Below are 14,003 nucleotides of genomic sequence, written 5' to 3' on the forward strand. Positions count from 1 at the left end.
CAGCAACCCCTGCGCCCCCTCCCGGCCGTTCCAGAGCGCATGCGCCCCTCGCCTGCTCCCGCCCGGTCTGCCGCACGGCCGGCCTGCGGCCCGCCCCTGGTGGGGCTCCGGCCCGCCGCTCCCGCGTGCCCCAGCTTCACGCGCACGCGCGGACCGCTTACGCTGGTGTCGGTGAACGACCTTGCCGAACCCGCCGACGAAACCCTGATGCTGGCCTATGCCGCCGGCGACGCGTCGGCCTTCGAACAGCTCTATGCACGCCACCGTCGACCGCTGTACCGGTTCCTGCTGCGGCACCTGCGCGACGCCGCGCTGGCGGACGAGTTCTTCCAGGACACCTGGCAGCGCGTCATCGCTGCGCGCCAGGGCTGGAAACCGGAAGCCGCGTTCGCGACCTGGCTGTACCGGATCGCGCACAATCGGCTCAACGACCATTGGCGTGCACTCAAGCACCGGCCACCGGCGCCCGAGGACGCCGAGGCCCGCACCGAACGCGTCCCGGACCCGGATACGCCGGAGCGCCAGCTTTCGCAGTTCGAACAGCGACGGCACCTGCAGCTGGCCATGGACGAATTGCCGCCGGAGCAACGCGAGGTGCTGCTGCTGCGGCTGGAGCAGGAACTGACCCTGGAGGAGATCGGCGAAATCACCGGCGTGGGCCGGGAAACCGTGAAATCGCGGTTGCGCTATGCGATGGACCGGTTGCGGACGAGATTGAACGAATGAAGACGCCCCACCCGCCCCTGACGCCTGAAGAACGTGCGCTGGCGCAGTCCTTGTCCCGGTTGGGTCCGCATGGCGGTCCATCGCCGGAGCTGGACGCGCGCATCCTGGCGGCTGCCCGTGCGGCCGTGCAGGAGGCGCCCGCCTCGGGCGGGCAGGTGCCGCCGCCGCGTCGCCGCTGGCCCCTGGGCCTGGGCGTGGCCGCCTCGGTATTGCTTGCGGCCGGCGTCGCCTGGCAACTGCGCCCGGCCTATGAGGTGCCGGTGGCCAGCGAGGTCCCGGCCGCGGCGCCCGTCCGCGCGCCTGCCGTGGTGATGGACCGGGCCCAGATCGACACTGATGCGGCCTCCGCCAGCGCCGCCCCCGTCGTCGCCCAGGAAGCACCTGCCCCGGCGCTGCGGCCGGCCGCCCCGGCCCCGGCCGACGCCTTGGCGTCAGGCCCGGCACGCAAGAATGCCGAAGCGGCCGCACGCCAGGAGGCGGCACCGAAGCGGGGTCCGCTGGGGCTGATTCCCGCGGTGCCCGGCCTTTCCGCACCTGAAGCGCCGCGGACGACGCGCACCGCACCCCAGGCCTTCCCGGCCGAGGCCGCCGGCGCACCGTCGCCCCCTTCTTCGCCGGCACCCGCCGCCGCCGCGGCCGTCGCCGACGACGCCGCGCAGGTGCAGGAGGCCGCCGCCGCGACACAGTCGCGCGAACGCACGGCCGCACAGCAGCAGGAACAACGGGTCCGCTACGAAGAGGCGCGGCAGGAAAAAACCCGGGCCACCGACGCACGCGCGCTGGAATCGATCACCGTGACCGGCAGCCGCATCCAGACCCGGGGGACGCCCTCCCGCGCCCAGGACGCCGCATCGGCGCCCGCCCCCGCAACGCCGCCCTCGCCTCCCGCCCCGCCGCCGCCGGCCGCCAGCGCCGGCAGCAGCCAGCCCAGTGCCGCCCGCACCGCCCTGCGCCGCACCGACCTGCAGGTGCCCGTGGACGAGGACACACGGCTGCCGCCGGACGAATGGCTGGAACGCATCCGCCTGCGGCGCGACCTGGGCGACAGCGCCAATGCGCTGCGCAGCCTGCAGCTGTTCGTCCAGGCGCACCCGTTCCAGCGCGTCCCGGACGATCTGCGCCCCCTGCTGGGCACGCCGTGACCGACACGCTTGCCGGGCGCACCTCCCATCTGCTGGAGGTGAAGCACAGCCGTTTCCTGGCCCAGGCCGCGCCGGTTGCCACGCCGGACGATGCGCTGGCGTTCCTGCGCGAGGTCGCCGTACCCGATGCCACCCACAACTGCTGGGCGTACCGGATCGGTGGCGAGTACCGTTCCAGCGACGACGGCGAGCCCGCCGGCACGGCCGGGCGTCCGATCCTGGCCGCGATCGACGGCCAGGGCTACGACCGGGTGATGGTGGTGGTGACCCGCTGGTATGGCGGCATCAAGCTCGGCGCCGGCGGCCTGGTGAGGGCCTACGGCGGCGCTGCCGCCGAATGCCTGCGCACCGCTCCACGGCAGCCGCTCGTGGTCACCACGCGCCTGGTGCTGGCCTGTGTGTTCGACGACCTGGGGGTGGTGCATGCCGCCCTCGCGCCGCATCTGGCGACCAAACTGCAGGAATCGTTCGACGAGAACGGCGCGCTGCTGGCACTGGAACTTCCGGCCGATCGCGTGGACGCCTTGAAAAGCCATCTGCGTGACGCCACCCGTAACCGGGTGCACGTGGTATCCGCAACGGCGTGAATCCGGCGGCGGCTGCGACAACCCCTTCGATTGCGGATGCCGATGAACGACGACGCCACGCCCCCCGACCCTGCTGCCGACCCCAAGCCCAAGGCCAGGCTGGGCACCCTGCGCGCGCTGTGGCCGTTCGTGCGCCGGCATGGCGGACTGTTCACCGCGTGGCTGCTGGCCCTGGCGCTGGCCTCGGCGGCCACCCTGAGCCTGCCCGTCGCGTTCCGGCAGATGATCGACAACGGGTTCACCGACGGCGCCAACATCAACCGCGCGTTCCTGTTCCTGTTCGTGGTGGCGGTCGTGCTGGCGCTGGCCAGCGCCGCGCGCTTCTACTTCGTATCGCTGCTGGGCGAAAAAGTGGTCGCCGACCTGCGCGGCCGGCTCTATGGCCACCTGATCGGGCTGGACGCGGAGTTCCATGACCGTACCCGCAGTGGCGAACTGGTGTCGCGGCTGTCCGCCGACAGCGAACTGCTGCGGACCGTGGTGGCCACCAGCATGTCGGTCGCGCTGCGCAGCAGCGTCACCGTGATCGGCAGCCTGGCGATGCTCTTCGTCACCAGCCCGCGGCTGGCCGCCTTCGCGCTGGTCGGCATTCCGCTGGCCGTGCTGCCGATCGTGCTGGGTGCGCGCCGGCTGGAAAAGGCCTCGCGCGCCAGCCAGGATCGCGTGGCCGATGCCAATACGCTGGCCAGCGAAACGCTGGGGGCCGTCCGCACCGTGCAGGCGCACGCGCGCGAACCGTACGAGCGCAGCCGCTTCGGCGCCGCCATCGCCACGGCCGTGGACACCGCGCGCCGCCGCATCCGCGCCCAGGCCTGGGTGACGGCGGCCGCCATCACCCTGATCTTCGGCGCCATCACCCTGGTGCTGTGGTCGGGCGCGCACGACGTCATCGACGGCACCATGAGCGCGGGCACGCTGGGCCAGTTCGTGCTGTACGCCCTGATCGGCGGCGGCTCGGTCGGTGCCCTGGCCGAGGTCTGGAACGAACTGCAGCGCGCGGCCGGCGGCATGGGCCGCATCGCCGAGCTGCTGGACGAGACGCCGGCCATCCGCGCCCCGGCCACGCCGCGTGCGCTGCCGGCGCCGGTCAAGGGCGAGATCCGCTTCGACCACGTCTCGTTCCACTACCCCTCGCGTCCGGACCTGCCCGCGCTGGACGATTTCGACCTGAGCGTGCGCCCCGGCGAAACGGTGGCCCTGGTCGGCCCTTCCGGCGCCGGCAAGAGCACGGTGTTCTCCATGCTGCTGCGCTTCCACGATGCGCAGTCCGGCAGCGTGCGTGTCGACGGCGTGGACCTGCGCGAACTCGATCCGGCCCACCTGCGCGAGCACATCGCACTGGTGCCGCAGCAGCCCACCATCTTCGCCGCCAGCGCCGCCGAGAACATCCGCTACGGCAAGCTCGATGCCACCGATGCCGAGCTGCAGGCGGCCGCCGAGGCGGCCGAAGCGGACGACTTCATCCGCGAACTGCCCGGGGGCTTCGAAAGCCAACTGGGCGAACACGGCGCGCGCCTGTCCGGCGGCCAGCAGCAGCGCATCGCCATCGCCCGCGCCCTGCTGAAGGACGCGCCCATCCTGCTGCTGGACGAAGCGACCAGCGCGCTGGATGCGCAGAGCGAGCGCGCCGTGCAGCATGCCCTGGAACGGCTGATGGCCGGGCGCACGACGCTGGTCATCGCGCACCGTCTGGCCACGGTGCTGAAGGCGGACCGCATCGTGGTGATGGACCGCGGCCGTATCGTCGCCCGGGGCACTCATGCGGAACTGCTCGCCCAGGATGGCCTGTACGCGGAACTGGCGCGCCTGCAGTTCCTAGACTGATCCGCCGGCGGCGGTGACGGCCGCTGGCGCCCTGGTCTAGGATGCCGTGTGGCCGCCGGAGACCGCGCATGATCCCCGAACCGTTGCCGCCGCTGCTGCGCGGCCTGGGCACGCTGCTGATCCTGCTGACCAGCGCCCTGGTGGTGACCGTGGAGCGTCGAGACAACGCCGAACGCGCCGGGCAGGCCCATATCGCCCGGATCGCGCTGACGGCGGAACGGTCGCTTCGGCAGGACCGCGCGGACATGCAGGCGCTCGCCGCCGAACTCAGGCTGCTGCGCCTGCAGCTGCAGGACAACGACCTGGCCGACGAGGTCTTCGAAAACCCGTGGTTCCAGTGGCTGGGCCTGCTGGGCACCGGCCTGATCGCGGCCTCGTTCTTCGCCGAATGGCAGCTCAAGCGCAGCATCGCCCGCGCGGCACGGGCGGTGTCGCCGGGCGGCTAGGCGCGCCCGCCCGCGCGCCTTACGCGGTGGCGTCGGCCTGCCGCAGCGGGGCGAACTTCGGCGGCCGGCTGGGGAACGCGTGCCGCACGATCCGCCAGCACACCTGGCCGAACTGGGTGAGCAGCGTGCCGGTGTTGTAGTGCTGGCCGTAGCGCGCGCAGATGGCGCGCACTTCCTTGGCCATTTCCGCGTAGCGGTTGGCCGGCACGTCCGGGAAGAAGTGGTGTTCGATCTGGTGGCTCAGGTTGCCCGACATCACGTTCATCAGGAAGCCGCCACGCAGGTTGGACGAGCCGCGCAGCTGGCGCAGGTACCAGTGCCCGCGCGATTCGTTCTTGATGCATTCCTTCGGGAACGTCTCGGCGTTGGCGGTGAAGTGCCCGCAGAAGATGATCACGTACGTCCACACGTTGCGCAGGCCGTTGGCCACCAGGTTGCCCAGCAGCACGGGCAGGAAGAACGGGCCGGCCAGCGCGGGGTAGATCACGTAGTCCTTGGCCAGCTGCCTGCCCATCTTGCGCACCACCGGCGCCGATGCGACGCGCAACTGGCGGCTGGACATCTTGCCGTGCCACCAGCGGCCCAGCTTGAGGTTCTGGATGGCGATGCCCCACTGGAACAGCAGCGCGAACACCACCGCGACGACGGGCTGCGCCAGGTAGAAGGGCTTCCACTTCTGCTCGGGGAAGATGCGCAGCAGGCCGTAGCCGATGTCGTCGTCCAGCCCGCGCACGTTGGTGTAGGTGTGGTGGCGGAAGTTGTGCGTGTACCGCCAGTTGTCGGCGGTGCCGACGATGTCCCAGTCGTAGCTCTTGCCGTTGAGCTGCGGATCGCCCAGCCAGTCGTACTGGCCGTGGATGACGTTGTGGCCCAGCTCCATGTTCTCCAGGATCTTGCCCAGGCCCAGCGACAGCGCGCCCAGCGCCCACAGCACCCAGAACAGCCAGCCCACCGCGCTGTCGGCCAGCCACAGGCCGCCGGCGATCGCCGCCGCGAACAGCAGCGCGCGCCCGATCAGGTTGCTGTAGCGCACCGCCTTCACCACATTGCGGATGTAGCGCGCATCGCGTGCGCCGAGGGTCGCCAGCGTGCGCGCGCGCAATGCGTCCAGTTCCGCGCCGAAGCGGTCCAGTTCTTCCGCGCTCAGTGCGCGGTTGCGGGGGGAAGTCGCGGGGGTGGCCATTACAGATCCAGCTCGAGGTCGGTGGCGGCGCTGTGGATGCACAGCTTCAGCGCCTGGGTGGGTTCGTGGAGGAGTTCGCCGCTGGGCAGGTGGCGCGTGCTGCCGGACGACTTGCCGCAGGCGCAGGTGTTGCAGATGCCCATGCGGCAGCCGGACGGCGGCTTCAGGCCCTGCTGTTCCAGCGCCACCAGCAGGGATTCGCCGCGCGGCACGCGCAGGGTGCGTCCGCTGCGTTGCAGGCGGATGTCGACTTCGCCTTCATCCACCACCCGCACCGGCGGCGCGGTAAAGGCTTCGGCCTGAAACGCCGCCACGCGCGGCGCCAACAGGCTGCGCGCAGTTTCGACGAACCCGCCCGGCCCGCAGGCCATCACCTGCCGTGCGGACAGGTCGCCGGCATGCGCACCCAGCAGCGCGTCGCCGATGCGGCCTTCGGCCTCGTCCGCGGCCTGCGCGGCCTCGCGCGTGAGCAGCAGGCGGAACCGGAAGCCGGGATGGGCGGCGGCGAGCGCGCGCAGTTCGTCCAGGAAGCAGGCTTCCGCGCGCCGGCGCACCCAGTACAGCAGCGTCGTGTCGGCCGGCATGCCCTGACCGGCCAGTTCGCGCACCAGCGCCATCAACGGGGTGATCCCGCTGCCGGCGGCCAGTAGGAGGAAGCCGCCACGCGGCGACGCGGGCAGCGTCATTTCACCGAACGCCTGGCCCAGGTCGACGATGTCGCCCATGCGGGCGTGATGGCACAGGTGACGGCTCACCCTGCCGCCTTCGATCGCCTTGACGGTGATCGGCAGCAACCCGTCCGCACGCGGCGGCGCGGTCAGGCTGTAGCTGCGGATCAGGCGGACGCCGTCGATCTCGACGCCCAGGTTCACATGCTGGCCGGCACGGTGGCCGGCCCAGTGGCGGTTGGGCTTGAACAGCAGGGTCACGGCGTCGGCCGAGGCGGCTTCGCGCGCCACCAGCCGGGCCAGCGGGCGCTCCCAGGTCCAGGTGCGATGCAGGCGCGAGGCCCAGAAGTCGAACACATCCGGCTTGACCAGCGGCCGGATCAGGCGTTTCAGGGGGCCGGGCCGGCGGGCCGGCGGTCGGATCTGGGCATTCATGGCCCCACTATACCCGCGGGAAGACGCATGTGTATACACTTGTATATTAATTTACGGGGCTATGATGGCCCTACCACTCCGTATGTCGGGCCCGCACGCGTGACCTCATCCCTGCAACCGCTGCCCCCCGACGACCACGGCCCCGGCCGCAAGGCCTCGATCTCGCGCGAGGACCTGCTGGCGGCCGCCCTGAAACTGGTCGGCCCCCATCGCAGCGTTTCCACGCTCAGCCTGCGCGAGGTCGCCCGCGAAGCCGGCATCGCGCCGAACAGCTTCTATCGCCAGTTCCGCGACATGGACGAACTGGCGGTGGCCCTGATCGACCTGGCGGGCCGTTCGCTGCGCAAGATCATCGGCGAGGCCCGCCATCGCGCGGCCAGCACCGACCGCAGCGTGGTGCGCGGTTCGGTGGAGGCCTTCATCGAGCAGCTGCGCGCCGACGACAAGCTGCTCCACGTGCTGCTGCGGGAAGGCAACGTGGGCTCGGACGCGTTCAAGCACGCGGTGGAACGCGAACTGCAGTTCTTCGAGGAGGAGCTGTGCCTGGACCTGGTGCGGCTGGCCGCGCGCGACAACGCCCCGCTGCATGAGCCCGCGATCGTCTCCAAGGCCATCACCCGGCTGGTGTTCGCGATGGGCGCCACCGCCATGGACCTGCCGCGGGCGAAAGATCCCGAGCTGATCGACCAGCTGTCGGAAATGGTCCGCCTGATCATCACCGGCTCGCGCGCCCTCGCCTCCCGCTCCGCACCGCGCTGAACGGCCTCAGGGCGCGATGCGGATCGGCGTTCCGACCGGAACGCGTTGCCAGATCGCCTCCATCTGGTCATTGCTCACGGCGATGCAGCCTTCGGTCCAGTCGACGCACGAACCGGGCGGCGTGGCGCCGTGGATCATGATGTCGCCGCCGGGATCGACGCCCCGAGCCAGCGCCTGCCTGCGGTCGGCTTCGTCGGGGTAGGAAATGCGCAGCGACAGGTGGAACCGGCTGCGCGCATTGCGGTAGGTGATGCGGTAGTCGCCCTCCGGCGTACGTCCGTCGCCCTGCTCGCGCTTGTGCCCCACCGGCGTACCGCCCAGCACGATGCGGTACGTGGCGATCACCCGACCGCCGCGCAGCAGATCCATGCGCCGCTGCGCCTTGTACACATGGATCGCATCCGCTTGCCGGGCGGCGGGCAGCAAGGGAGGCGGCGGCGCGCCGGGCGCCTGCGCCTGCGCCGTGACGCCCATGCAGGCCAGCAGGGCGGGCAGCCAACGCCTCAAGCGGACCATGCCCGGGCGAGCACGGGCTCCACGTCGGCGTCTTCCGGCAGCGTCCCGAACGCCAGGCCATGCCCGCCGCCCAGCCGGCTGCGGGCGAACAGCCTTGCCACGGGGCTGCCCGCGCGCAGCAGCACCGCGGCCTGCAGTGCCAATGCCAGGCGCTCGACCAGCCGGCGCGCACCGGCCTCCCCGGTGGACGCCAACTCCGTGCGCAGGCCTTCGACAAAGGCGTCGTAAGCCGCGTCCGTTCCCGCGGCGGACGCCAGTTCGCGGCCGACCGCTTCGAGCACGCCGGGCTCGCGCGCCAGCGCGCGCAGCACATCCAGGCACTGGATGTTGCCACTGCCTTCCCAGATCGAATTGAGCGGCGCCTGCCGGTACAGCCGCGGCAGGACGGACTCCTCCACGTAACCCGCGCCGCCCAGGCATTCCTGTGCCTCGTTGACGAAGGCCGGCGCACGCTTGCAGATCCAGTACTTGCCGGCGGCGGTGGCGATGCGGGCGAATGCCGCTTCGCCCGCATCATGCGCGGCCGCGTCCACCGCGCGCGCCACGCGCAGCGAGAACGCCAGCGCCGCCTCCGCCTCCAGCGCCAGGTCGGCCAGCACGTTGCGCATCAGGACATGCCCGGCCAAGGGCTTGCCGAACGCGCAGCGATGGCGCGCGTGATGCAGCGCCTGCGCCAGCGCCATGCGCATCTCCGCCGCCGAGCCCAGCATGCAGTCCAGGCGCGTCAGCATGACCATCTCGATGATGGTCGCCACGCCGCGGCCTTCCTCGCCGATGCGCCAGGCATGCGCGCCGGTGAACTCGACTTCGCTGGAGGCGTTCGACCAGTCGCCCAGCTTGTCCTTCAGCCGCATCAGCCGGAACCCGTTCAGGGCCCCATCGTCCAGGCGCCTGGGCATCAGGAAGCAGCTCAGCCCGCCCGGCGCCTGCGCCAGCACCAGGAAACCGTCGCACATCGGCGCGGAGAAGAACCATTTGTGCCCGACCAGTGCGTAGGCATCGCCGCGTGGCGTGGCCGTGGTGGTGTTGGCGCGCACGTCGGACCCGCCCTGCTTCTCGGTCATGCCCATGCCCAGGGTGATGCCGGCCTTGCCGGCGATGGGGATGTCGCGCGGGTCGTAGTGCGGTGCGGCGGCCTGCGCGGCCCAGCGCGCCACGCAGGGCTCGCGCTGCAGCACCGGCACCGCGGCATGCGTCATCGTCAGGGGGCAACTGGTGCCGGCTTCGGCCTGGTGATGCAGGTAGCTCAGCGCAGCGCGCGCGATGTGCGCGCCAGGTCCGGGTTCGTGCCAGGACAGGCCGGCCACCCCGTGCGCCTTGGCGGCCTCCATCAGGCGGTGGTAGGCGGGATGGAATTCGACCGTGTCGATGCGCCGGCCATGGCGGTCGTGGGTACGCAGGCGCGGCCGGTCGCGATTGGCATCGAAGCCGAGCCGATAGAGTTCATCGCCGGCCAGCGCGCCGTACGCGGCCAGTCGTGGCGTGAAGGCGGCAGCGCCCTCGCGCGCGACCGCCTCGCGCAGCGCCAGGTCGTCCGCCCACAGGTCGCGCGGCTCGAACGCAGGCGGCTGGTTGTCGACCCGATGGGTTTCGAAAGAAGGTAGGTCGTCCATCACCGGCTCCCGCTGCGCGTCCGGCCGATTCTCGCGCAATTCTGCGGCCCCTGCGGCGGGCACCCGCGCGCCGATCCACCTGGCGACGGTGCGCGCTTCCCGCTGCGCGCCTCACCTCGCTCCCGCGGCGGGAGCACGGAGGCCGTCGAGCGCGCGCATGAATTCCGGCTTCAACGCCAGCGTGCCGAGGAAACCATGCTGGGTGCCGCTGAGCACCCGCAGCATGTGGCCGCGCCCACCGGGCAGGCGGCCCGCAGGCAGGAAAGCGAGGTCGCGCGCACGTGCGACCCAGTCCAGATCGGACTGGAAGATCGGTGTCAGCCAGCGGCTCCAGAACTGGTAGACGCCGACATGGGCCTGCCGCTGCCGCTGGTAGGCCTGCAGGGCCGGCGCGACATCGGCCTGCAGGCGCAACGCGTCGCGCAGGGCCATCGCATCCATCAGCGCCATGTTGACGCCCTGCCCCAGCTGCGGACTCATGCCGTGCGCGGCGTCGCCCAGCACGACCAGACGATCGCGATGCCAGCGGCGCAGGGTGACATCCCGGTAGCTGGCGCGCGCCAACTGCTCGGGGGCGACCGTATCGGCCAGGCGGGCGTCCGCCTCGGGCCACAAGCGGGCGATCTCGTCGCGCCATGCCGGCACTCCACGCGCACGCCAGCCCTCGAAGTCGGCGACGGGCAGGCTCCAGAAGAAGCTCAGGCGCGGCGTGTCGTCGCCGGGCCGCGTGCCCACCGGCAACAGGCCGATCATCTTGCGGGCGGCGACGTAGCGCTGCCGCAGCTCGTCGCCCCATGCCCACTCGCCTTGCGGCACCAGCCGCCACAAGGCGCCCCAGGGATACACCGCCTCGCGCTTCACCGCGCCGGTGGCGCCCCGCAGGCGCGAGGCCGAGCCGTCCGCCGCGACCACCAGGTCGAACGGACCGGACCAGCGGCCATGCCGGTCGCGGATGCGACGCGTGTCGTCGCTGATGGCGTCGATCGCGTGGCCGGGGTGGAGCACGCCCTGCCCCGCCCACGCATCGGCCAGCAGCGTGAACAAGGCGCCGCGCTGCATGCCCAGGCCGAACAGGCGCGCATCCAGGCCGCTGTACCGCATGTCCATCACCGCGCGACCGCACGGCGTTTCGCCATACAGGCGATTGACCCGCCGGCCATGCGCCAGCACCTCGGGCAACAGGCCCAGTTCCCACAGGACCTGCAGGCCGGTCGGCTGCAGCAGGAATCCCGCACCGACCGGACCCGGTTCCGGCGCACGTTCGAAGACCTCCACCCGGTGCCCGTCGCGCGCCAGCAACAACGCGGCGGCCTGGCCGGCGGTGCCGTAGCCGACGATGGCGATGTGCAGGGGCTTCATCGTGGAGGGGACCGGTGGTTGCGTGGCGCGCGTGCGGACTGCAGACGCCGAACGTGCGGGCGATAAAAAACCCCGCCGGAGCGGGGTTCAAGAAAATCGTCGAGGATCAGGCGGCGGGCGTGATGTTGGACGCCTGTGCGCCCTTGGGCCCCTGGGTCAACTCGTAGCTGACGCGCTGGCCTTCCTGCAGGCTGCGGAAGCCCTTGGCATTGATGGCGGTGTGGTGCGCAAAGACATCGGCGCTGCCATCTTCTGGCGCGATGAATCCGAAGCCCTTGGCATCGTTGAACCATTTCACGGTACCGTACGGCATAGCGCTTGTATTTCCTTTTCTGGATGCGGGTGGAATACGTGACCGGAGGTCACGCCGGCCGAGTATGCAAAGGCTGGCGCGCGTTGACAATCACCCGTGCGCCACCGCCGCGATCAGGGCGGGGATTCCGGCCGAGGCGGCCGCGACGTTCGCCAGCACGTCCTCCATGGTGATCTCCTCGTCCGTCCCGCAGCCCGCCGCCCAGTTGGCGACGATGGCCAGACATGCGTATTCCAGGCCCATTTCGCGGGCCAGGCCCGCTTCCGGCATGCCGGTCATGCCGACCAGATCGCAGCCGTCGCGCCGCATCCGGCGGATCTCCGCACGCGTCTCCAGCCGTGGTCCCTGGGTGGCGCCATAACAGCCGCCATCGACCAGTTCCACGCCGCATGCGCGCGCCGCCGCCAGCACCTGCCGGCGAAGTAAATGCGTGTATGGATCGCCGAAGTCGACATGCACGACCTCACTGCCCGGTTCTTCGCAGATCGTCGAGATGCGGCCCCAGGTGTAGTCGATCAGCTGGTCCGGACAGGCCAGTACGCGCGGACCGTAGGCATCGGTGATGCCGCCCACGGTGTTGAGCGCCAGCACCCGGGTGGCACCGATGTCCTTCAGCACCTGCAGGTTGGCGCGGTAGTTGACCTGGTGCGGCGGCACCGAATGCCCCTCGCCGTGACGGGCCAGGAAAGCCACCCGCCGGCCTTCGATGGTGCCGATGCGGACCGGTCCGGAGGGTGCGCCGAAGCGCGTGTCCAGCACCCGGGTCTCCACGTCCTGCAGGTCGGCGAGCCTGTAGACGCCGGTGCCGCCGATGACGGCAAGCGCGATGTCGGCCATGGCTCAGTCCTTCAGCGCATAGATGCCCGGCAGGTTGCGGCCCTGCTCGTGGTAGTCCATGCCGAACCCGAACACATAGCGGTCCGGGACCTGCATGCCCACGTAATCGGCACTGATGCCCTCCACGCAGCGGTGGTGCTGCTTGGTGGTCAGCGCGGCGATCCGCACGTCGGTGGCGCCCTGCTCCAGGCACCACTGCTTCACCGCCAGCAGGGTGTGGCCTTCATCCAGGATGTCGTCCACCAGCAGCACGCGGCGGCCGTACAGCGCGGTGGCCGGGCGGTGCTTCCACACCAGTTCGCCGCCGCTGGTCTGGCCGCGGTAGCGGGTGGCGTGCAGGTAGTCGAACTCCAGGTCCAGGCCGCGCGCGCCCAGTTCCAGCGCCAGCTGGCCCGCGAACGGCAGCGCACCATGCATGATGGTCAGATAGACCGGCACCTCGCCGGCGTAGTCGCGCGCGATGGGCGCGGCCATCTGCGCGATGGTACGGTCGATCGTCGCGCGGTCGACCAGCAGGTCGGCGTTGGCCAGCGCATCGGCCAGCTTAGGCCGCGGATTGCCCAGCGATTCCATCAAGCCACTCCTTTCAGACTTTCGATTACGCGCGACTGCGTGGCGCCGTAGCGTGCGTCGGCGATCAACCCATCCCATCCCAGCGCGCCCCGCCCCAGCACACCCAGCACGGCGGCGGTGTTCAACGCGCGGCCTTCCACCGCCCTCAGCGACTCCTCGACCAGCTTCGGCGAGCAGACCAGCACCACATCGCAGCCGGCGTCCAGGTGGTCGTGGATGCGCTGTTTCACGCCGCCGGCGGAGAACGCCGCGGCCATGCCGATGTCGTCGGAGAACACCACGCCCCGGAAACCCATCTCCTCGCGCAGGATCTTCTGGATCCAGAACGGCGAATAGCCGGCCGGCTCCGGGGCGACGGCGGGGTATTTCACGTGCCCCATCATCACCGCGTCGGCCTTGGCCTCGATGCCCGCCACGAACGGCACCAGGTCCTCGGCACGCAGCACCTCGAGCGGGCGCGGGTCGACGGCATCGTCGAAATGGGTGTCTTCCAGCACCGTGCCGTGGCCCGGGAAATGCTTCAGCGTGGCCGCCATGCCGGCGCTGTGCATGCCGCGCACGTAGGCGCGGGTGAATTCGGCGACCACCTGCGGATCGGCGTCGAACGCGCGGTTGCCGATGGCGCGGTTGCCGCGGGCCAGGTCCACGACCGGGGCGAAGCTCAGGTCCACGCCGCTGGCGATGATTTCACTGGCCATCAGCCAGGCGTGTTCTTCGGCGCGCTGCAGGGCCAGCGTCGGGTCCTGCGCATACAGCTTGCCGAACCCCTCCAGGGCCGGCAGGTCGCTGTAGCCTTCGCGGAAGCGCTGCACGCGCCCGCCTTCCTGGTCCACGCAGACCAGCTGCGGCCGCGGTGCCGCGGCGCGGATGGCCTGCGACAGCTCGGCCACCTGGCTGCGCGAGGCGAAGTTGCGGGTGAACAGGATGACGCCGGCCACGGCGTCGTGCTGCAGCCAGTCGCGTTCCTGCGGGGTGAGTTCGGTGCCGGCGATGCCGATGACGAGCATTGCGATGGGGGTCTC

General features: G+C 71.0%; 15 protein-coding genes. 6 read left to right on the forward strand and 9 right to left on the reverse strand.

What is annotated here, in order from left to right; translation table 11 throughout:
* Nucleotides 1–171: 171 nt before the first annotated feature.
* From MUU77_RS11415 to MUU77_RS11435, 5 genes are all read left to right on the forward strand, one after another.
* Complete coding sequence (locus MUU77_RS11415) at nt 172–726, forward strand: RNA polymerase sigma factor (RefSeq protein WP_245086891.1); 555 nt, start codon at nt 172–174, stop codon at nt 724–726.
* A complete protein-coding gene (locus MUU77_RS11420; RefSeq protein WP_245086893.1) occupies nt 723–1,868 on the forward strand; it encodes a hypothetical protein in 1,146 nt (381 codons plus the stop codon). The genes MUU77_RS11415 and MUU77_RS11420 overlap by 4 nt, the downstream gene beginning before the upstream one ends.
* Nucleotides 1,865–2,455, forward strand: coding sequence for a YigZ family protein (locus tag MUU77_RS11425; protein WP_245086895.1), 591 nt, complete (start codon nt 1,865–1,867; stop codon nt 2,453–2,455). Before MUU77_RS11420 ends, MUU77_RS11425 begins: the two co-directional genes overlap by 4 nt.
* A 42-nt stretch (nt 2,456–2,497) precedes the next feature.
* Nucleotides 2,498–4,279 (forward strand): ABC transporter transmembrane domain-containing protein, encoded by a 1,782-nt coding sequence (locus MUU77_RS11430; protein ID WP_245086897.1) that lies wholly within the window; start codon nt 2,498–2,500, stop codon nt 4,277–4,279.
* Between the two features lie 68 nt (nt 4,280–4,347).
* Entirely contained in the window at nt 4,348–4,725 is a 378-nt protein-coding gene (locus MUU77_RS11435; protein WP_245086899.1) for a hypothetical protein, read from the forward strand.
* A gap of 19 nt (nt 4,726–4,744) precedes the next feature.
* Here MUU77_RS11435 and MUU77_RS11440 read toward each other — a convergent pair whose 3' ends face one another.
* Together MUU77_RS11440 and MUU77_RS11445 are read right to left on the reverse strand one after the other, a co-directional pair.
* Nucleotides 4,745–5,908 carry an acyl-CoA desaturase gene (locus MUU77_RS11440; protein ID WP_245086901.1) on the reverse strand — a complete coding sequence of 388 codons (1,164 nt, stop codon included), beginning with the start codon at nt 5,906–5,908 and terminating at the stop codon, nt 4,745–4,747.
* Nucleotides 5,908–7,011 carry a ferredoxin reductase gene (locus tag MUU77_RS11445; protein WP_245086903.1) on the reverse strand — a complete coding sequence of 368 codons (1,104 nt, stop codon included), beginning with the start codon at nt 7,009–7,011 and terminating at the stop codon, nt 5,908–5,910. The genes MUU77_RS11440 and MUU77_RS11445 overlap by 1 nt, the downstream gene beginning before the upstream one ends.
* Before the next feature lie 111 nt (nt 7,012–7,122).
* Here MUU77_RS11445 and fabR point away from each other — a divergent pair, with 111 nt between their 5' ends.
* Nucleotides 7,123–7,770 (forward strand): HTH-type transcriptional repressor FabR, encoded by a 648-nt coding sequence (gene fabR / locus MUU77_RS11450; protein WP_245094416.1) that lies wholly within the window; start codon nt 7,123–7,125, stop codon nt 7,768–7,770.
* 6 nt (nt 7,771–7,776) lie between these two features.
* Here the strand turns inward: fabR and MUU77_RS11455 are convergent, their stop codons facing one another.
* From MUU77_RS11455 to nagZ, 7 genes are all read right to left on the reverse strand, one after another.
* Nucleotides 7,777–8,277, reverse strand: a complete 501-nt coding sequence (locus MUU77_RS11455; RefSeq protein ID WP_245086905.1) for a L,D-transpeptidase family protein — start codon at nt 8,275–8,277, stop codon at nt 7,777–7,779.
* Nucleotides 8,274–9,899 (reverse strand): acyl-CoA dehydrogenase family protein, encoded by a 1,626-nt coding sequence (locus MUU77_RS11460; protein ID WP_245086907.1) that lies wholly within the window; start codon nt 9,897–9,899, stop codon nt 8,274–8,276. Before MUU77_RS11460 ends, MUU77_RS11455 begins: the two co-directional genes overlap by 4 nt.
* A gap of 111 nt (nt 9,900–10,010) precedes the next feature.
* Nucleotides 10,011–11,258, reverse strand: coding sequence for an NAD(P)/FAD-dependent oxidoreductase (locus MUU77_RS11465; protein WP_245086909.1), 1,248 nt, complete (start codon nt 11,256–11,258; stop codon nt 10,011–10,013).
* A 106-nt stretch (nt 11,259–11,364) separates the two neighbouring features.
* Entirely contained in the window at nt 11,365–11,571 is a 207-nt protein-coding gene (locus tag MUU77_RS11470) for a cold-shock protein (RefSeq protein ID WP_162110185.1), read from the reverse strand.
* Nucleotides 11,572–11,661: 90 nt separating this feature from the next.
* Entirely contained in the window at nt 11,662–12,408 is a 747-nt protein-coding gene (locus tag MUU77_RS11475; RefSeq protein ID WP_245086911.1) for an S-methyl-5'-thioinosine phosphorylase, read from the reverse strand.
* A gap of 3 nt (nt 12,409–12,411) precedes the next feature.
* A complete protein-coding gene (locus MUU77_RS11480; protein WP_245086913.1) occupies nt 12,412–12,981 on the reverse strand; it encodes a hypoxanthine-guanine phosphoribosyltransferase in 570 nt (189 codons plus the stop codon).
* Entirely contained in the window at nt 12,981–13,988 is a 1,008-nt protein-coding gene (gene nagZ / locus MUU77_RS11485; protein ID WP_245086915.1) for a beta-N-acetylhexosaminidase, read from the reverse strand. Before nagZ ends, MUU77_RS11480 begins: the two co-directional genes overlap by 1 nt.
* Nucleotides 13,989–14,003: the final 15 nt, after the last annotated feature.

The organism is Pseudoxanthomonas sp. F37, assembly GCF_022965755.1.
Lineage (GTDB): Bacteria > Pseudomonadota > Gammaproteobacteria > Xanthomonadales > Xanthomonadaceae > Pseudoxanthomonas_A.

Bases quoted from the DNA above. Each gene is read 5' to 3' on its own strand.
- MUU77_RS11480 (WP_245086913.1), bottom strand. From the start codon at position 12,981: ATGGAATCGCTGGGCAATCCGCGGCCTAAGCTGGCCGATGCGCTGGCC.
- MUU77_RS11430 (WP_245086897.1), top strand. From the start codon at position 2,498: ATGAACGACGACGCCACGCCCCCCGACCCTGCTGCCGACCCCAAGCCC.
- MUU77_RS11435 (WP_245086899.1), top strand. From the start codon at position 4,348: ATGATCCCCGAACCGTTGCCGCCGCTGCTGCGCGGCCTGGGCACGCTG.
- nagZ (WP_245086915.1), bottom strand. From the start codon at position 13,988: ATGCTCGTCATCGGCATCGCCGGCACCGAACTCACCCCGCAGGAACGC.
- MUU77_RS11470 (WP_162110185.1), bottom strand. From the start codon at position 11,571: ATGCCGTACGGTACCGTGAAATGGTTCAACGATGCCAAGGGCTTCGGA.
- MUU77_RS11475 (WP_245086911.1), bottom strand. From the start codon at position 12,408: ATGGCCGACATCGCGCTTGCCGTCATCGGCGGCACCGGCGTCTACAGG.
- MUU77_RS11445 (WP_245086903.1), bottom strand. From the start codon at position 7,011: ATGAATGCCCAGATCCGACCGCCGGCCCGCCGGCCCGGCCCCCTGAAA.
- MUU77_RS11465 (WP_245086909.1), bottom strand. From the start codon at position 11,258: ATGAAGCCCCTGCACATCGCCATCGTCGGCTACGGCACCGCCGGCCAG.
- MUU77_RS11460 (WP_245086907.1), bottom strand. From the start codon at position 9,899: ATGGACGACCTACCTTCTTTCGAAACCCATCGGGTCGACAACCAGCCG.
- MUU77_RS11420 (WP_245086893.1), top strand. From the start codon at position 723: ATGAAGACGCCCCACCCGCCCCTGACGCCTGAAGAACGTGCGCTGGCG.
- MUU77_RS11440 (WP_245086901.1), bottom strand. From the start codon at position 5,908: ATGGCCACCCCCGCGACTTCCCCCCGCAACCGCGCACTGAGCGCGGAA.